General features: G+C 69.8%; 14 protein-coding genes. 8 read left to right on the forward strand and 6 right to left on the reverse strand.

Annotated elements, in window-relative coordinates; translation table 11 throughout:
• Window positions 1-47 precede the first annotated feature (47 nt).
• Entirely contained in the window at window positions 48-2,228 is a 2,181-nt protein-coding gene (locus tag KAF39_RS09930) for a glycosyltransferase (protein WP_210677104.1), read from the forward strand.
• A gap of 18 nt (window positions 2,229-2,246) precedes the next feature.
• Here KAF39_RS09930 and KAF39_RS09935 read toward each other — a convergent pair whose 3' ends face one another.
• The gene (locus tag KAF39_RS09935) at window positions 2,247-3,755 is read right to left on the reverse strand and encodes a cell wall-binding repeat-containing protein (protein WP_210677105.1); all 1,509 of its coding nucleotides are present in this window, start codon (window positions 3,753-3,755) and stop codon (window positions 2,247-2,249) included.
• Between the two features lie 128 nt (window positions 3,756-3,883).
• Between KAF39_RS09935 and KAF39_RS09940 the strand changes: the two genes are divergently transcribed.
• Genes KAF39_RS09940 through KAF39_RS09965 form a run of 6 tightly spaced genes read left to right on the forward strand, consistent with a single transcriptional unit; the run spans window position 3,884 to window position 10,295 of the window.
• Window positions 3,884-5,113, forward strand: coding sequence for a glycosyltransferase (locus KAF39_RS09940; protein WP_210677106.1), 1,230 nt, complete (start codon window positions 3,884-3,886; stop codon window positions 5,111-5,113).
• A 2-nt stretch (window positions 5,114-5,115) separates the two neighbouring features.
• Complete coding sequence (locus KAF39_RS09945; protein WP_246878614.1) at window positions 5,116-6,213, forward strand: acyltransferase; 1,098 nt, start codon at window positions 5,116-5,118, stop codon at window positions 6,211-6,213.
• A gap of 37 nt (window positions 6,214-6,250) precedes the next feature.
• Window positions 6,251-7,546 carry a nucleotide sugar dehydrogenase gene (locus tag KAF39_RS09950; protein WP_210677108.1) on the forward strand — a complete coding sequence of 432 codons (1,296 nt, stop codon included), beginning with the start codon at window positions 6,251-6,253 and terminating at the stop codon, window positions 7,544-7,546.
• A gap of 49 nt (window positions 7,547-7,595) precedes the next feature.
• Window positions 7,596-8,732, forward strand: coding sequence for a UDP-galactopyranose mutase (gene glf / locus KAF39_RS09955; RefSeq protein WP_210677109.1), 1,137 nt, complete (start codon window positions 7,596-7,598; stop codon window positions 8,730-8,732).
• A gap of 10 nt (window positions 8,733-8,742) precedes the next feature.
• Complete coding sequence (locus tag KAF39_RS09960) at window positions 8,743-9,561, forward strand: ABC transporter permease (RefSeq protein ID WP_210677110.1); 819 nt, start codon at window positions 8,743-8,745, stop codon at window positions 9,559-9,561.
• Window positions 9,561-10,295: an ABC transporter ATP-binding protein gene (locus KAF39_RS09965; protein WP_210677111.1), complete on the forward strand. Its 735-nt coding sequence runs from the start codon at window positions 9,561-9,563 to the stop codon at window positions 10,293-10,295. The genes KAF39_RS09960 and KAF39_RS09965 overlap by 1 nt, the downstream gene beginning before the upstream one ends.
• A 28-nt stretch (window positions 10,296-10,323) precedes the next feature.
• On the opposite strand, the gene KAF39_RS09970 is transcribed toward KAF39_RS09965, so the two are convergent.
• Genes KAF39_RS09970 through KAF39_RS09980 form a run of 3 tightly spaced genes read right to left on the reverse strand, consistent with a single transcriptional unit; the run spans window position 10,324 to window position 13,795 of the window.
• Window positions 10,324-10,923, reverse strand: coding sequence for a hypothetical protein (locus KAF39_RS09970; RefSeq protein WP_246878278.1), 600 nt, complete (start codon window positions 10,921-10,923; stop codon window positions 10,324-10,326).
• 2 nt (window positions 10,924-10,925) lie between these two features.
• Complete coding sequence (locus KAF39_RS09975; protein WP_210677113.1) at window positions 10,926-11,888, reverse strand: glycosyltransferase; 963 nt, start codon at window positions 11,886-11,888, stop codon at window positions 10,926-10,928.
• Window positions 11,885-13,795, reverse strand: coding sequence for a glycosyltransferase (locus tag KAF39_RS09980; RefSeq protein WP_210677114.1), 1,911 nt, complete (start codon window positions 13,793-13,795; stop codon window positions 11,885-11,887). The genes KAF39_RS09975 and KAF39_RS09980 overlap by 4 nt, the downstream gene beginning before the upstream one ends.
• Before the next feature lie 147 nt (window positions 13,796-13,942).
• Here KAF39_RS09980 and galE point away from each other — a divergent pair, with 147 nt between their 5' ends.
• On the forward strand, window positions 13,943-14,932 hold the full coding sequence (gene galE / locus KAF39_RS09985) for a UDP-glucose 4-epimerase GalE (protein ID WP_246878279.1): 990 nt from the start codon (window positions 13,943-13,945) through the stop codon (window positions 14,930-14,932).
• Window positions 14,933-14,954: 22 nt separating this feature from the next.
• Here the strand turns inward: galE and KAF39_RS09990 are convergent, their stop codons facing one another.
• Together KAF39_RS09990 and KAF39_RS09995 are read right to left on the reverse strand one after the other, a co-directional pair.
• On the reverse strand, window positions 14,955-16,253 hold the full coding sequence (locus tag KAF39_RS09990) for an O-antigen ligase family protein (RefSeq protein ID WP_307805172.1): 1,299 nt from the start codon (window positions 16,251-16,253) through the stop codon (window positions 14,955-14,957).
• Complete coding sequence (locus KAF39_RS09995; RefSeq protein WP_210677115.1) at window positions 16,250-17,665, reverse strand: O-antigen ligase; 1,416 nt, start codon at window positions 17,663-17,665, stop codon at window positions 16,250-16,252. Before KAF39_RS09995 ends, KAF39_RS09990 begins: the two co-directional genes overlap by 4 nt.
• Window positions 17,666-17,673 lie beyond the last annotated feature (8 nt).

The following is a 17,673-nucleotide window of genomic DNA, read 5'->3' on the forward strand; positions in this document are numbered from 1 at the left end:
GGCCCGGCCTTCGAAGGAGGTCGGCGCGGACTGCTAGCGTCGAGAGCATGAAGGTTCTCGTCGTCTCGACCTGGTTCCCCAGCGAGGAGGCGCCGCAGACCGGAACGTTCGTCGCCGACGACGTGGCGCTGCTGGCGGCCGATCACGAGCTGACGGTCCTCCATCTCGCACCGCCGAGCCAGGTGGCGGAGGAACGGACCGACGTCGTCGACGGCATCACCGTCGTGAGAGTGCCGATGGCGCCTTCCCGTGTCGACCATCTGCTCCGGGTCGCGCCGGTGCTCCGCCGCCATCTCGCGGCAGCCGAGGTGCTGCACACGATGGCGCTGTCGTCACTGCTGCCTTTCGCGACCGTCAGGGTGCGCGTCCCCTGGGTCCACACCGAGCACTGGTCGGGTCTCATCGCGCCGGAGACCGTGCCCGCCGCGATGCGGGCGACGCTCCCGCTGACCGCGCGTGCTCTCGCGCGTCCCGATGTCGTCGTGGCGGTCAGCAGACGGCTGTCCGAGCGTGTATCGGCGACCCGTCGCGGACCGGTCGCCGTCATTCCGAACCATGTGGAGCCCGCGCCGCCCGAGGGGAGCCGTCGCCGTGACGACAGCGGTGTCCGTCTCGTCGCGGTCGGGGGACTGGTCGCGCACAAGGGCCCGCTGCTCGCCGTCGGCGCGCTCGCCGAACTCCGCAGTCGCGGAATCGACGCCTCACTCACCTGGCTGGGGGACGGCCCCCTCCGCGCGGAGATCGCCGAAGCCGCGGCCGCGGCCGGTGTCGCCGACCGTCTGCGGCTGGACGGAGCCGTTCCGCGGCAGGCTGTCATCGAGACGATGCGGGAGTCGGACGTGTTCATCCTGCCGACCCGATCCGAGACCTTCGGCGTCGCCATCGCCGAGGCGCTCGTGGCGGGTGTGCCGGTCGTCGTCGGTGCTCGCGGTGCGCAGAGCGAGTTCGTGAGCGAGCCGGACGGGGTGCTCGTCACCGAGCGCACGGCGGCCGCATACGCGGACGCCGTCCAGCGTGTCATCGACCTCAATCGCGGACGAGGGCCGGCCGACATCGGGGCCGCAGCGAGAGAACGGTTCGCGCCCTCGACACGGAGGCAGGCGTATCTCGACGTCTACGCCGACGCGGGGGCTCCGCTCACGGGACGGCCGCGGGTGGACGTCGTCATCCCCGTGCACGAGCAATCCCGACCGATCGAGCGCGCCGTCGCGTCGGTGCTCCGCAACACCCTCGCCGTACGGGTCACCGTCGTCGCTCACGATCTCGACGCTGACCTCGTCCGGCGACGACTCGCGGCTCTCGCCGATGACGCCAGGGTGCGGGTCGTGGAGCATCGCGACGGCCTGCGTCGTCCCGCCGGCCCCTTCAACCACGGACTGGATCTCGCGACCGCCGACTATGTCTCGGTCATGGGCTCCGACGACGAACTGGAGCCGCACGCCGTGGACTCCTGGTACCGCCGCGCTCGACGTGACGGCGCGGATGCCGTCATCCCCGTCCTCGCCCGGGCCGGTGGCAGCCCGGTTCCCACTCCGCCGACCCGGCCGCTCCGGACGCGCCGACTCTCCCTCGTCCGCGACCGGCTGTCGTATCGGAGCGCGCCGCTGGGTCTGGTCGCGCGGGCGGCGTTCCCGGACCTGCGTTTCGATACGACGGTGGCAACCGGCGAGGACATCGGCTTCGTGACCGCCGTCTGGTCCCGTGCCCGGGGCGTGAGCTTCGATCGTCACGGTCCGGCCTATCTGGTCCACTCCGACGCCGAGACCCGCACATCGACCGCGACGAGACCTGTCGCCGATGATCTCGGTTTCATCGCTCCGCTGCTGGCATCCGACGATTTCCGAGCACTCGCGCGCGACGGTCGCGAGAGCGTGGTTATCAAGATCCTGCGCATCAATGTGATCGGGGCCGTGCACAACCGGCGTGATGCCGTGCTGTCGGAGGCTGATCGCGCCGCTCTGGCTCGCGCCATCCGGGAGCTCCGCGGGGCCGCGCCCGCGGCCGAACGCCCGCTGTCGCTGATCGACCGCCGTCTCCTCCACCTCGCTGCCGACCCCGGCTCTTCGACCGCGGCGCTGAAGACGATGGCGAAGCGCCGGGAGAGACGGCTGGCACCGTCGTCGCTCGTGGCACGGAGCCTCGCCGGCACTCTGCACCGGGAGGGTCCCGTGCGGATGGCGGCGGCGTCCGTGCTCGCCCTGCGGCGGCTCCGGGCAGGGCGCGGCTAGAAGGCACCCGCCGCTTCCTCAGACCTTCGATGCGCGATAGCCGGCCGCGCGTGCGGCGGCTTCGGTGCGGAAGCAGTCCTCCGGGTCCGTCTTCGCATAGTCGCGTCCGGAGGGAAGATGGTAGATCCACTCGCCCCGGCTGTTCCGGTTGCCCTTGATCGGCGCCCAGGAAGGACATGTGGACACCGTCGCCGGGGCCGTGCGGTCCGGGTAGGGGACGCGCGGCGTCGCTGCCGCGGCTCGCGCGACGGTGGTGTAGCCGGGCTGGCTGCCGGTCACGCGCACCGAGAGGGTCTTGTTGACGTAGGACGTGGTGACCGAGAGCGTCGGCCCGGTCGCTCCGCTGATCGCCACGCCGTTCGCGAGCCACTGATACGTGAAGACCGTACCCGGCGTCCAGGATCCCGGAGCGGCCTGCAGCGTGTACCCGACCCGCGCCGTTCCCGTGATCCAAGGGGTCGCGGAGGAGAGACAACCGGTTCCGGCCGCGGCCGTGGCGGTGACCGACGCCGTCCCGCCCAGGACGACCCGTGAGGTGATGCCCAGCGCGGCGGAACCGGTGCGCACGGATTCGGGCAGGCAGGCGGGCGCCGTCACATAGAGCGGAGCACCCAGGCGTCCGGCCAGGGCGGCCCCGGAGAGCGCATCGGGGAAGGTGATGCCCGTGGCGAAGAAGGCGGTCGCGGCGCCGGTGCCGAAGTAGGCGGCATTGATCCCGGCCGCGACGGCGTACCGATCGGCGCCTCCGAAGCGTCGGACGCTGTACCCTTCGGCGCGGAACTGGTTCTCGATTCCCGTCGAGACGGACGCGGGTCCGCCGGCGATGGAGACGACGCTGGTGCCCAGATCGCGTAGCAGGGCGAGGGTGGCCGGCGGCAGCGTCGCCCTGGTCCCGTCCACGAGGATGACCGGGGCGCCGACCTTGCCGGCGGCGCCGGAGGCGGCGAGGGCGTCCGCGAAGGTGCGTCCCGTCGCGATCATGACTTCGCTGGAGGGCCCGACGCCCTCGAAGGCGGCGCGACTGATGTTCCGGCTTGCGTCGTACCGGTCCGTACCGCCGCGTCGTGTCGTCGGGGCGATACCGGCGAGCTGCGCCTCGACCCCGGACGCCACCGATCCCGGGCCGCCGACGACGACGATGCGCTCGGGGCGCAGACGCTGCAGCTCGGCCCGCACGGACGGGTGCAGCTGATTCGTGGGTGTGAGCAGCAGGGGTCCGCCCTCGAGCGCGGCGGCCGCGGCGGCGGAGAGGGCGTCCGGGAAGTCGGAGCCCTTCGCCACGTACGCCACGGGAACCCCGGGTTCGTACCGGCGCGAGATCTCCACGGAGACTCCGTAGCGATCCGCGGCGCTGAGTCGCGTGACGCCATCGGGGAACGGCGTGATGACGGGGGCGGCGGCCGGGGCGCTCTGCGCGGCCGGCAGGGCCTCCGCGCCGCGGGGCGACGCGATGCTCGCGGCGGGGAAGAGGAGGGTGAGCCCCACGGCCACGGCGGTGGCGAGTGGGACGAGGGCGGTCTTCGACATGACGCTCCAGCGCGTGATGAGAGGGGGGACGACGCGCGGCAGCGGAGCCCGGCCGAGGGCGCTCGGCTGCGCCCAGCATACGATGGATCGCGGCGGCGCTCCGCGCCGCCGTCCCGCGAAGGAAGGCGATGATGACGCGACTGCTGCTGTTCACGAACGAGTACCCCTACCGCACGGGCGACGTCGTGTTCGTGGAGAAGGAGATTCGCGACCTCGCAGCCGCTTTCGACGACGTGGTCGTCTTCTGTCACGCGCGCGACACGTCCGCCGGGATGGTGGATCTGCCGGCGAACGTGACGTTCGGATCGAATCTCTTCCTGCCGGCACCGGAGGACAGCCCGCGAGCGATCCTCCGACCCCACGCCCTGAGGATGCTCCTGGCCGCGGCCTGGCGAGAGCTCCGCGCCGGGCGACTGCGGCAGCACGCGCTGCCGTTCCTCCTGGGGGCGCGCATCGGGCTCACCCAGGCGGATCGTCGGGCGGTCCGCGCGGCGATCGACGGGGCGGACGACGTGGTGGCGTACGCCTTCTGGGGCATGGGTGGGGGACAGGCGCTTCCGTGGCTCCGCGGGGTGCGTCGTCGCGTCGCCCGGGTGCACGGGTACGACCTCTATGAGGAGCGCGCCGCCTCCGGGTACCTTCCCGCGCGCCCCTTCTACTACGGCAGAGCAGACCGCATCCTCACGATCTCGGAGCACGGCCGCGCCTATCTCCTCGATCGTCTTCCTGCGCTCGACCGTGCCGACACGGTGCGGCTCAGCCGGCTCGGAGTGGCCGGCCCCGCGGCTCTCGTGCGCCCTGTGCGGGGCGAGGGACTCGTCGTGGTCTCGTGCTCGACCATCAGCGCCCTCAAGAGGGTGCCCTTGATCCTCGATGCGGTCGCCGCGTTCGCACGTGCGGACGGCCGCCCGATCGAATGGGTGCACTTCGGAGACGGGCCCGAGCGCGAGGCGGTCGCCGCGCGAACGGCCGACCTTCCGGAGAACCTCACCGTGACACTGCGCGGGAGCACGCCGAACTCCGACATCCTCGCGTTCTACGCCGCGCGGCGCGTGGACGTGTTCGTGAATCTCAGCACGACCGAAGGAGTCCCGGTCAGCATCATGGAGGCGATCTCCTACGACATCCCCGTCGTCGCGACCCGCGTCGGCGGTACGCCGGAGATCGTGGGGGAGGAGCATGGTACCGGTCGGCTCGTCGCCGCGGACCCCGGCGCGGAAGAGGTGGCCGGCGCGCTCGCCGCCGTGGTCGACGCGGCGGACGGCGAGTTCTCGCCGCGGGCACGGTGGGAGGCGGAGTTCGATGTGCGGGTGACGGGTCCGCGTGCTGCCGCCCTCGTCGCCGGGCGCGACGCGTGACGATGCCGCAGCGAGGCGACGTCGCCCCGGCGTCGGACGGTGTGGCGGCTCCGGCCCGTCGGTGGGCTCTGGACGTCCTCCGGATCGTGTCGGTCATCGGTGTCGTGGCGATCCATGTCTTCGGGAACATGGTGGGCAACGACGCCGTCCGTGGCAGCGGTCGGTGGTGGGGAGCCGTCATCGTCGACCTCGGCTTCGTCTGGGTGGTGCCCGTCTTCGTGATGATCAGCGGCGCGCTGATCCTCGAACCGCGCCAGTTCGCCAAGGGTCCTGCGGACTTCTACCGGCGACGCCTGCTCAGGCTCGGGCCCGCGTTCGTCTTCTGGCCCCTGTTCTACGTGTTCGTCGTGAGCAGCGTCATGGCGGGTCAGCTCGCGGACGTGAAGGGCTTCCTGCTCGGGGTCATCGACGGCCGCAGCTACACTCATCTGTACTTCCTCTGGCTGATCGTGGGACTGTACGTCGTCGCACCGGTGCTCGCCGCGTTCCTCCGTGACGGCGGTCGACGCCGCGCGCTGATCTTCGCCGGATCTGCGCTCCTCGTCACCGTCGGCGCACTGATGTCGGCGACCGTGCTGACCGCCGCGGGATACGAGCGCTCGCTGTCGCAGAGCGCCATGACGCAGTGGCTGCCCTACGTGGGGTTCTTCCTCGCCGGGTGGGCCTTGCGCGACACGGTTCTCCGCGGATGGCGCCTCGCAGCCGTGACGGCGGTCGCCGTCGCTGGGACGGGCGCCGTCATCCTGCAGTACGGGTGGCAGGATCGTCTTCCCGTCGCCAACGCGCTGCTCCCCATCAGTTATTTCGGTCCTGTCGTGACCGTCGTCGCGCTGGCATGGTTCGTGGTCGGCGTCAGCGTGCTGAACGAGTGGCGGCCTCGCGGTGCCGCCGCCGGGTTCATCCGTGTGCTGTCCGATGCCTCTTTCGGTGTCTTCCTCGTGCACTTCGCTCTCATCCACGTCGTCCGCACGGTCCCGGCGCTGGCACCGACGGATGAGTTCCTGCCGGTGACGATCCTCGTGTGGATCCTGGTCACGGTGCTGTCGTTCGCGCTCGTGATCGCGCTGCGGCGGATTCCCTGGGTGAACCGGCTGGTGTGACGATCGACGCGCCCGAGACGGCCATAGACTAGAACCCATGCGCATTGCTGTCGTCGCCCTCGGCAAGATCGGGCTTCCCCTCGCCGTCCAGTTCGCGTCGTCCGGTCATGAGGTGATCGGCGTCGATGTCAACCAGACGGCCGTCGATACGATCAACGCCGGGATCGAGCCGTTCCCCGGTGAGGCGGAACTGCAGGAGAGACTGTCCGAGCTGGTCCCCGCCGGTCGGCTGCGCGCGACCACGGACTACGCCGAGGCGATCCCGGGTGCGGATGCGGTCGTCCTGGTGGCGCCGGTCTTCGTGGACGATGACACGTGGGAGCCGGACTTCCGGTACATGGACTCCGCGACGAGGTCGCTCGCCGAACACCTCACCCCCGGCACGCTGATCTCCTACGAGACGACACTGCCCGTGGGCACGACCAGGGAGCGCTTCACGCCGATGCTCGAGGAGGGGTCGGGCCTCACGGAGGGTACGGACTTCCACGTGGCCTACTCGCCGGAGCGCGTGCTCACCGGGCGGGTCTTCGCCGACCTGCGCAAGTACCCGAAGCTCATCGGTGCGCTCTCGGAGGAGGGGAACCGCCGGGCTCGCGAGTTCTACGAGGCGGTCCTGCAGTTCGACGAGCGTCCCGACCTGCCGCGCCCGAACGGGGTGTGGGATCTCGGGACGACGGAGGCCTCGGAGATGGCGAAGCTCGCCGAGACCACGTACCGCGACGTGAACATCGGCCTCGCGAACCAGTTCGGGCTGTTCGCCGCCGCGCACGGCATCGACGTCTACAAGGTGATCGAGGCCTGCAACTCGCAGCCCTACAGTCACATCCACCGCCCGGGCATCGCCGTCGGCGGGCACTGCATCCCGGTCTATCCGCGGCTGTACCTGTCGACGGATCCGGATGCGGACATCGTCCGGGTGGCGCGCCAGCTCAACGCCTCCATGCCCGAGCGTCTGGTCGCGCAGGCCGAGGGCATCCTGGGCGACCTCACCGGTCTGCGAGCCGTCGTCCTCGGTGCGGCCTACCGCGGCGGTGTCAAGGAGACGGCCTTCTCCGGCGTCTTCCCGACGGTGAAGGCGCTCCAGGACCGCGGCGCGCAGGTCGTGGTGCACGATCCGCTGTACAGCGACGAGGAGCTCGCTCGCCTCGGCTTCGACGCATACGCGATCGGCGGCGAGGCGGATCTCGTGATCCTGCAGACCGATCACGCCGACTATCGCGAGCTCACCCCGGCAGACCTGCCGGGGGTGCGTCTGCTCGTCGATGGCCGCAACGCCACGGATGCGGCTCGCTGGGCGGGTACCCCCCGGATCGTGGTGGGCGCGGCAGCCTGACCGGCCCGGCGAGCCGACCTCCCAGGCGCGCCCCGATACGATGGAGCACATGGATCTTCTCGTCGTCGGGTCGGGTTTCTTCGGCCTCACCATCGCCGAGCGTGCCGCGGAAGCGGGCCGCACGGTGACCGTCATCGACCGCCGCTCCCACATCGGCGGCAACGCCTACAGCGAGGAGGAGCCCGAGACCGGGATCGAGGTGCACCGGTACGGCGCGCACCTGTTCCACACGTCGAACGCGACGGTGTGGGAGTACGTCAACCGCTTCACGTCGTTCACGAACTACGTGCACCGCGTGTACACGACCCACAAGGGTGTCGTGTTCCCGATGCCGGTGAACCTCGGCACGATCAACCAGTTCTTCCAGGCCGCCTACACGCCGGACCAGGCCCGTGCGCTCGTCAGGGAGCAGGCGGGCGAGTTCGACGTGAAGTCCGCGACGAACTTCGAGGAGAAGGGCATCGCGCTCGTCGGGCGCCCGCTGTTCGAGGCGTTCTTCCGCGACTACACCGCGAAGCAGTGGCAGACCGACCCGCAGAAGCTCTCCGGTGACATCATCAGCCGGCTCCCGGTGCGCTACACCTACGACAACCGCTACTTCAACGACACGTGGGAGGGTCTGCCCACCGACGGCTACACCGCGTGGCTCGAGCGCATGGCCGACCACCCCAACATCGAGGTGAAGCTGGACGTCGACTACTTCGACGAGTCCCAGCCGCTGAACAAGAAGGCCACCGTCGGCCAGGTCCCGGTGGTCTACACCGGTCCCGTCGACCGCTACTTCGACTATGCCGAGGGCGCGCTGAGCTGGCGGACGCTCGACTTCGAGCAGGAGGTGCTGGACGTCCGCGACTTCCAGGGCACCAGCGTCATGAACTACCCGGACATGGACGTGCCGTACACCCGCATCCACGAGTTCAAGCACTTCCACCCGGAGCGCAAGGACGTCTACGAGTCCGACAGGACCGTCATCATGCGGGAGTTCTCCCGCTTCGCGGAGCGTGCCGACGAGCCCTACTACCCGGTGAACACCCCAGCCGACCGCGAGGGCCTGCTGGCCTACCGTGAGCTCGCGAAGGGGGAGAAGGACGTGCACTTCGGCGGACGCCTGGGCACGTACCAGTACCTCGACATGCACATGGCCATCGGGTCGGCGCTGTCGCTCTGGAACAACACTCTCTCCTAGACTCGGAATCGTGAGTCACGCTGCTGTCGGGGCGCCCGGGACGCCCCGGCGCTATCTGCATTCGCTGTGGCTGCTGTCGGCCCGCGACCTCAAGGTCCGGTATGCGACGAGCTTCCTCGGCTACGTGTGGTCGGTTCTCGACCCACTGGTGATGAGCGCGATCTACTGGTTCGTGTTCACTCAGGTGTTCCGTCGCGACGTCGGTGAGCAGCCGTACATCATCTTCCTCATCAGCGCGCTGCTGCCGTGGGTGTGGTTCAACAGCTCGGTGTCGGACTTCACGCGGGCGTTCAAGAAGGACGCCCGCCTCGTCCGCTCGACCTCGATCCCGCGCTCGATCTGGGTGAACCGCATCGTGCTCAGCAAGGGTATGGAGTTCCTGTTCTCGCTGCCGGTGCTGGCGCTGTTCATCGTGGTCAACCTCCTGTTCGAGAGCCATCCCGACCAGGTGGTGCAGATCGGCTGGGGCGTGCTGTGGGTGCCGGTGGCGATCCTCATGCAGACCGTGCTGCTCGTCGGACTCGGCCTGCTCGTCGCTCCGCTGTGCGTGCTCTACACGGACCTCGAGCGCACCACGGCGCTCATCCTCCGGGCGATGTTCTACGCCACCCCGATCATCTACAACGTCACGGACCTTCCCGGCGTCTTCCAGACGCTCGGTGCCTTCAACCCGCTCGCCGGGATCTTCATGCTGTATCGCATGCCGTTCTTCCCCGACCAGTGGAACCCGTTCACGCTCACGGTCAGCGCCGTGATGTGCCTGCTCATCCTCGCGCTCGGCGTCTGGGCGTTCCGGCGTCTCGAGCGCCCCGTGCTGAAGGAGCTGTGATGGACGCCGCGATCGACGTGCAGGGCCTCGGTGTGCGCTTCCGCCGCAACCGTCGCGGGCAGCGCAGCTTCAAGGACCTCTTCGCCGGGGCATCCCGGCGCTCACGTCCCGGGGAGTTCTGGGCACTCCGCGACGTCTCCTTCACCGTGCAGCCGGGCGAGTCGATCGGCGTGGTCGGACGGAACGGTCAGGGCAAGTCGACGTTGCTCCGCCTCGTGGCCGGTGTGCTGCTGCCCGATGAGGGCTCCGTCAGCGTCAACGGCGGCGTCGCTCCGCTGATCGAGATCACCGGCGGCTTCGTCGGCGATCTCACCGTGCGCGAGAACGTCCGGCTCACCGCCGGTCTGCACGGGATGTCCAAGGACGAGGTGAGTCGCCGGTACGACGACATCATCGCCTTCGCCGAGCTCGCCGGGTTCGAGGAGACGCCCTACAAGCACCTCTCCAACGGCATGAAGGTGCGCCTCGCGTTCTCGGTGGTGTCGCAGCTCGACGAGCCCATCCTGCTCGTCGACGAGGTCCTCGCGGTGGGGGACAAGGCGTTCCGGGAGAAGTGCTACAAGCGCATCGACGAGCTGCTCTCGGACGGCCGCACCCTGTTCTTCGTCAGTCACAACGAGCGCGATCTCCGTCGCTTCTGCGAGCGGGGGCTCTACCTCGACCGCGGAGCGCTGGCGCTCGACGCACCGATCGGCGAGGTCCTCGACCGGTACAACGCGGACTACTCCGCCTGAGGGGCGTGCGGCCTCGGCCCCTGCGTGGTCAGAGTCCGACGAGGCCCTTCAGCTGGGCGGCGGCGGTGCGGGCGGCGTCCACGGCTCCCGCGACGGCGGCGCCGTTCTCGATCGCGGTACGCAGCGCCGAGAGGCGCTGGGTGTACGTCTCGACCCCGGAGCGCCAGGCTTCCTGGATCGAGGAGGGCGGCAACGCGTCCCCCAGCCGTTGCGCATCCTGCTGGAGCGAGTCGACCACGGGGAGGGCATCCTGCCCGCTCGCGCCGGCGATGATGTCGAGGCCTCGGTCCGCGGAGGTGAGCCACCCGGACACCTTGTCGCGGAACACGTCCATCGTCGGGTCGCCCACCGGTGGCGCCGTCGTGATCGGGGTCGGGGCCGGCGAGGCGGATTCCGTCGGTGCGGTGGTCGGTGTGGGCGCGGGCGTCTCCGACGGGCTGGAGGTCGGGGACGGCGAGGCGCTCTCACCCGGCGTGGGGCCGCTGTCGCGCGGAAGCAGGAAGAACAGCAGCACGCCGACGATCGCCAGCCCCGCGACGGCCAGGCCGACGATGAGCCAGATGCGGCCGGTGCGCTTCGGCGCGGCGGGAAGCGGGGCCCACCGGAGTTCGGGCTGCGGTTCGTCCATCGTCACGCCTCCAGCGGACTCATCGGCTCCCAGGAGCGGTCGCGACCGATGCGACCGCCGTCCCGGAGACCGCGGAAGAGGTTGCTCGTCCCGCGCACGGTGCGCTCGACGAACACGAGCCGGATCAGCTCCTTGAAGAACGTCGCGGTCGTCCCGAGTCCGAACAGGACCGGGTTGTAGACGCCGTGCACGCGGTAGTACTGCTTGATGAACGCCCGGTTGCGCATGATGTAGTACCGGTACGCGTTGCTCGACGCGTTCATATGCCGGATCCCCATGTCCCACTGCCGGATCTCGCGGGTGCGACGCAGGACGAACTCGTCCACGATCACGGCGGTGGTCAGGCGCGAGGCCAGCCAGCCGTACATCTGGTCGTCCCAGTAGATGAAGAAGCGCGGGTCGGGGAGGCCGATCTGCTTCACGATCGAGCGGTGGATGAACATGCCCTCGAAGCAGCCGCTGTTCATCTCCTTGTAGCCGGAGGAATCGAAGCCGGCCGGTGCGAAGGGGATCGGGATGCCCATGCGCTCCGCGATGCGGTACTGCCAGTAGAACTCGCTGCCGTCGTAGTCGTAGCGGCGTCCCTGGATGCTCTTGAAGCGCGGCGCCCATGCCCCCATCCGGGCGAGACCGTCGGGGAGGACCTCGACGTCGTCGTCCATCATCCAGATCCATTCGGAGCCGAGGTCGTACGCGGCGCGCATGCCCTCGCTGAATCCGCCGGAACCGCCGGTGTTGACATCCAGGCGCCGGTAGACGAGGTCCGTGCCGATGTCGTCGCGGAAGGACTCCACGACATCCGTGGTGTCGTCCGACGAGGCGTTGTCGATGACGACGACACGGCCCGGCTTCGGGTCCATCGCGGTGATGCTCGTGAGCAGCCCGGACAGCAGGTGCGACCGGTTGAAGGTCACGATGACGATCGCCGTGCTCGCGGGATCGAACACGGACGTCTCGGCGGTCATGCCTTCTCCTCGAAGATCTGCTGCCAGGCAGCGGGCGAGACCAGCTCCGGCAGCGCCTCCCGGTACTGTCGCTGCAGCTCCGGCCACCGCCGTCGCAGCTCGGCGTGCAGACGGACCGTCTCGCGGAGCATCCGGCGGTACTTGGCGCGGTCGCGGGTGTAGACGTTCTTCCCGGAGCCGTCGGCGGCGCTCACGAGTGCGCTGTCGAAGTGCGGGACGCGCCACCAGTGCGCGTCGCCCTTCCCGAACTCCACCTCGGGCTGCGCGATGTTCGCGGGATCAGGGCGGTGGAACCAGTGTGAGACGAGGGTCTTCAGCGTGAAGATCCTCAGCTGCAGGCCCGTCGGACTGTCGAACTCGTTCTTCGGCAGACGTTTGAACACCTGCCGACCGCGGCGGGAGTGCAGGACCCGCGCCGGGTCGCGGTGGACGACGGTCTCCGGGTACTCGGCGGCCAATGCGCGTGCCGCGGGCATCGCGGTCGCGAGGTTCCGGCGCATGTGGTCGGGACCCGACAGCACATCCCGCAGGGCGCGTGCCCGGAGGGCCACCGGGTAATACTGCATCATCATGAGGTGCTTCAGGTCGACTCGGCGACTGTGCACGATCAGGCGCCCGCCATGCGGCACGTTCGAGTGCAGGAGACCGGCGACGATGCGGTTGCGAGCGTGGAAGTAGGCCTGCCAGTCGATCGAGTCGTCCTTGTTCACCCACGAGACATGCCACAGCGCGACGCCCGGCATCGAGACCGTGGGGAAGCCCGCCTCGCCGGCGCGGAGGCAGAACTCCGCATCGTCCCACTTGATGAAGGCCGGCAGGGAGAGCCCGACCTTCCGGACCGCGTCGAGCGGGATGAGGCACATCCACCAGCCGTTGTAGTCGGAGTCCATCCGCATGTGCAGCAGCGGGGACTGCCGGAGGTTCGAGACCCCGAAATCGTGGGGCATCTTCTCCTGGTAGAGGTTCCGCCACATGAACGGCCCCTCGTCGACGACCTCGGCCCAGCCGTGGAGCTTCGGGCGGTCGAGGAGGTCGAACATGTGCCCGCCGACGAGGACGGGCGTGGTCGCGAACTGTCCGAAGACGATCGAGCGGCGCAGCGACTCCGGCTCGATGCGGACATCGTCGTCGAGGAGCTGGACGAAGTCGCTCTCCGGCCGCTGCAGGGATTCGTGCATGGCGCGGGCGAAGCCGCCCGATCCGCCGAGGTTGCCCTGACGGATGACCTGGAGAGTCTCGCCCAGGCGCTCGGCGACCTCGGCGTAGCCCTCCTGCTCGGCCACGAGCTGCGTGCCCTGATCGACGAGGAAGATGCGGTCCACGAACTCGAGCGCGTCGGGGGAGGCCGCGAGGGCCCGCAGCGTCTCGACGCAGTAATCGGGCTTGTTGTACGTCGTGATCCCGAGGGACGCCTTGCCCGTGCGGGCGGGCTCGTGCTCGGTGGTCCACTCCGCGCCTTCGAGCACCGCCGGCTTCTCGTCCGCGACGATGTCGAACCAGATCCAGCCGCCGTCGCTGTACTGCGTGAGATCGAGATCGAAGGACGTCGTCGCCTCGCCGGTGACCTCGCGGGTCGCGACGCGCTGCCGCACGCCGGAGCCGTTGGAGCGGTAGACGAGGATCGTCGCCGGGCCCGTCGTGCGGACGGTGAGCTGTACCTCGCGGACGCTCGTCCAGTGCTGCCAGTAGGAGGCGGGGAAGGCGTTGAAGTAGGTGCCGAGCGAGACGCGGCGACCGGCCACGATCCGGGCGCGGTGTCGGCCGAGGATGTTGCCGAGGTGCGCGCGATTGGAGACCCGGACCGGCTCCTCCTCGATCACGGACCACGTCTCCGGGTCCGCATACAGCGGGAGCAGGTCGGGGTCGCGATCGAGCGGGAAGACGACGTTCTGAAGGACGTGGGCCACAGGGAGGTTCTCCGTTGTTGATGCCGCGGCCGCTGCCGAAGGGCAGCGCGGGACTCGACGAGCAGTGAGTAGCCTACCGGTGCTCGCCTTCGGATCTCCGGAGAGCCGTACCGGGCGCGCTCAGCGCGCCTGGCTAGACTGACCGCGATGAAGGTACTGATCACCGGCGGGGCCGGCTACATCGGATCGACCGTGGCGACGGCGTGCATCGAAGCCGGGATCGAGGTCGTCGTGCTCGACGACCTCTCCACCGGCCTCGCCGCCTTCGGCGAGGGACGCCACCTGTACGTCGGCGACATCGCCGACGCCGACGTCCTCGATCGGCTGCTGACGGATCACCCGGACATCGATGCGGTCGTGCACTGCGCCGCGCGCATCGTCGTCCCCGAGTCCGTCGCCGATCCGCTCGGATACTACGACAGCAACGTCGGCAAGACGATCACACTCCTCCGCCACCTCAGGGACGCCGGGATCGGGCGCATCGTGTTCAGCTCCTCCGCCTCGATCTACGCGGGGGAGACGGGGGACGGGGTCGACGAGAGCGGGCGGCTCGCCCCCTCCAGCCCCTACGCGACCACCAAGGCCATGGTCGAGCAGATCCTCGCCGACGCCGCAGCGGCCGGCGACTTCCGCGCCATCGCGCTGCGCTACTTCAACCCGATCGGCGCAGACCCGCAGCTGCGGACCGGACTGCAGAACCCGACGCCGTCGCACGCGCTCGGCAAGATCATGCAGGCGCGGGCGGCGGGGGAGCCGTTCACGATCACCGGCACCGACTGGGCCACCCGCGATGGGTCCGGACTGCGGGACTACATCCACGTGTGGGACCTCGCGCTCGCGCACGTCGCGGCCGTCACCCGGTTCGACGAGGTGGCGACCACGGCGGAGCCGTACCAGGTGATCAACCTCGGCACCGGCGACGGCGTGACCGTCCGGGAGCTCGTCCGCGCCTTCGAGCGGGTGACCGGTGCGCCGATGCCCGTCGTGGAGACGGACCGCCGCCCGGGGGACCAGGCCGGTGCCTACGCGATCGTGGACCGGGCCCGCGAGGTGCTGGGCTGGCGCGCGGAGCGCTCGGTCGAGGACGGCGTCCGCGACGCGCTCGCGTGGGCCGAGAAGCTCCCCACCGTCCGCTGACATCCACGGACGTCCGCCGGCGTCACTCCTGCGGACGCAGCGTCGGGATCGCGCCCGTGTGCGCGGCGTCGATGTTCTCGCGCCAGGACCGGGACTGCCCGGCGCGCAGGGCGCACAGGGCGAGCATGAACCAGCCGGCGCCGACGAGGGTGAAGCTCTCGAACATCGAGTCGACGGCGAGCGTGACGAGAGTGATCGGCGTCCACGCGTAGACCACGGAGCGGCGGACGCTCGCGACGAGCCACGAGCGGATCAGGGCGATCCCGCCCAGCAGCAGGAACAGCACCAGTCCGGCCGCACCGAGCTGCAGCAGGACGTCGAAGAAGGCGTTCAGCGCGCTCTGATGGTGGTCGTCCAGCTGGAAGTTGATGAACGTGAAGGGGTACTCGCCGCGTGCCCAGTCGCCGAACCATCCCCATCCGGTGATCGGCTTGACGGCGGCGAAGTCGAGGATCATGTTCCACAGCTCGGCGCGCATCGAGAAGTCCGAGCCGGCGTCGAGCAGGGCGATGATCTGGTGACGCAGCGCGAACGCCACCACGAGGGCGAGGGCCACCAGGACCCCGAGCGTCCATTGGACGAGGTTGCGCCGAGCGGGGGCGGTGTGCCGGACGATCGTGAGGGCGACGGTCACGATGCCGACGGCGACGGCGAGCACGAGCACGGTCGGCGACGCCGAGAGGAAGGCGAGGCCGCCGGCGAGCGCGACGGAGACCACCGCGAGCGGCGGGTCGACGGATTGGGTGCGCCACTCGATGACGAACGTGATCAGCGCGAGCACGGCGATGAACCCGAGCATGTTGCGGCTGCCGAACAGACCCTGGACCGGGCCGCCGGCGGCGAGGTTGCCCTGGATGTCGAGGAAGGCGAACGGCATGTCGAAGAGGACCCCGGAGAGGATCTCCACGCCGAGCGAGATGCCCAGGAGCACGCGCAGCGCGTCGCCCAGCGCGCGCACGGTCTGCAGCGTGTCGCGGATGTGTCCGATCGTGATCGCGAGGAACGCATAGCCGAAGAGGGCGAGCCACCCCAGGACGGTGTCCGAGCGATCGGTCGTCCACAGCAGGCTCACGAGCGCCCACGCGAGGAACGCCAGCAGCGAGGACGGCGCGATACGCAGCAGGGACAGCTCCTCCCGGCGCACCCAGAGGATCGCGGCGCCGAGCAGGCAGAGCGCCGTGATGATCGTGGCGAGGGTGACCCTCGACGTCATCCGTTCGATCGCGAAAGACGCGAAGACCGCGAGGAGGGCCGCGAACGTGAAGGCCCTCGCCATCTCCGCGGAGCCGAGCAGGCGGCCCAGAGGATGCGCCGTCGTCACGGCACCCGCCGCGGTGCCGCGCCGCGCTCGAACACGAGGTCGCGCTCGCCGACGCCGACCAGCGGCACCGACTTGAGCTTGAAGGACAGCATCACCAGGAGCAGCCAGCCCCACAGCATGATCGGCGTGGACTCTGTGAGCCCCTGCACGAGCAGCACGATAGTGAACAGGCTGGGCAGCAGGGTCAGCGGCGAGTACGGACGACGGGCGTCCAGGTCCCACCGGGGGCGGTCGACGGCGAAGAACCACGAGCGCCAGAGCAGACTGCCGTAAGCGAGCGCCATCAGGAGCAGACCGAGCCCGCCGAGCTGGAGCAGCACGTCCAGCCACATGTTGTGGGCATGGAACACCGTGATCCCGTGGTCGACGATCCAGCCGTCGAAGGCCGGGTCGGTGGGCACCCAGGGGCTGGAGAACCCGTTGCCGAAGAAGGGGTGCTCGCGCACGCGCTCCCAGACCGCCGCCCAGATCTTGGTGGAGCGGCCGGTCAGGTCGGCGCTGCGCCCCAGGAGGCCCAGGAGCGGTTCGCGCAGCAGCCACACCGCGAGGGCGACGACGACGGTGGACCCGATCGCGACGACGTAGACCCGGGTGCGCGCGCCGGGTGACGAGGCGCGGCGCATCGCGAGGGCGACGAACAGGACGACCGCCGCGGCGCCGGCACACGCGAGCGCGGTGGCGGAGGCCGTGCGGAAGAGGAAGTATGCCGCCAGCAGCATCCACAGGGCGAGCGTGGTGCGCCACCGTGCCCGGGCGGCGAAGAGCACGCCGAAGGTGATCAGGGCGAACAGGGACACGATCCCGAGGAGGTTCGCGTTGCCCAGGATGCCCTGGATGCGTCCGCCGTCGAAGAGGTTGTCGCGGACCCAGTACCACTGGGGGTCGATCTCGCCGGCGGGGAGATCGACGAAGTTCGGCAGGAGGGGACCGTGCAGGACGAGGGAGACCCACAGCTCGAGCGCGAGGGAGAGACCGAGGATCCATTTGAACGCCGAGGACAGGGCGCGGACGATCTCATGCCACGTGAGCACGTGGGCGAGGAACAGGCCGTTCACCGTGACGGCGGCCAGCAGCACGCCGGTCACGACGGTCGGCACGCGCCACTGCGACCACGCCACGGACAGGAGCGCGAGCGCGGTGTAGCCGACGGCGGCCCAGGGGAGCCGTCGCCAGCGGAACGCCTGGGGTCGGTTCCTGGCGAGCATCGGGATGCCGATGGCCGCGGTGGCCGCGGTGAACAGGGCCAGTACGATGGCGGCGCCGACCTCGCCCAGCAAGTTGTAGACCGCCGAATGCGCGAACGCGACGAACAGGACGGCGATGACGTAGCCGCGCAGCAGCAGGTGCCCCGTGGATTCGCGCTCGGGCGCGGTGGGCGGGGCGGCCACCGGGTGCTTGGTGTACTGGGCCATCGCGACTC

This window comes from Microbacterium sp. BLY, assembly GCF_017939615.1.
Lineage (GTDB): Bacteria > Actinomycetota > Actinomycetes > Actinomycetales > Microbacteriaceae > Microbacterium.

Bases quoted from the DNA above. Each gene is read 5' to 3' on its own strand.
- KAF39_RS09945 (WP_246878614.1), top strand. From the start codon at position 5,116: ATGCCGCAGCGAGGCGACGTCGCCCCGGCGTCGGACGGTGTGGCGGCT.
- KAF39_RS09935 (WP_210677105.1), bottom strand. From the start codon at position 3,755: ATGTCGAAGACCGCCCTCGTCCCACTCGCCACCGCCGTGGCCGTGGGG.
- KAF39_RS09970 (WP_246878278.1), bottom strand. From the start codon at position 10,923: ATGGACGAACCGCAGCCCGAACTCCGGTGGGCCCCGCTTCCCGCCGCG.
- KAF39_RS09995 (WP_210677115.1), bottom strand. From the start codon at position 17,665: ATGGCCCAGTACACCAAGCACCCGGTGGCCGCCCCGCCCACCGCGCCC.
- galE (WP_246878279.1), top strand. From the start codon at position 13,943: ATGAAGGTACTGATCACCGGCGGGGCCGGCTACATCGGATCGACCGTG.
- glf (WP_210677109.1), top strand. From the start codon at position 7,596: ATGGATCTTCTCGTCGTCGGGTCGGGTTTCTTCGGCCTCACCATCGCC.
- KAF39_RS09930 (WP_210677104.1), top strand. From the start codon at position 48: ATGAAGGTTCTCGTCGTCTCGACCTGGTTCCCCAGCGAGGAGGCGCCG.
- KAF39_RS09965 (WP_210677111.1), top strand. From the start codon at position 9,561: ATGGACGCCGCGATCGACGTGCAGGGCCTCGGTGTGCGCTTCCGCCGC.
- KAF39_RS09940 (WP_210677106.1), top strand. From the start codon at position 3,884: ATGATGACGCGACTGCTGCTGTTCACGAACGAGTACCCCTACCGCACG.
- KAF39_RS09975 (WP_210677113.1), bottom strand. From the start codon at position 11,888: ATGACCGCCGAGACGTCCGTGTTCGATCCCGCGAGCACGGCGATCGTC.
- KAF39_RS09950 (WP_210677108.1), top strand. From the start codon at position 6,251: ATGCGCATTGCTGTCGTCGCCCTCGGCAAGATCGGGCTTCCCCTCGCC.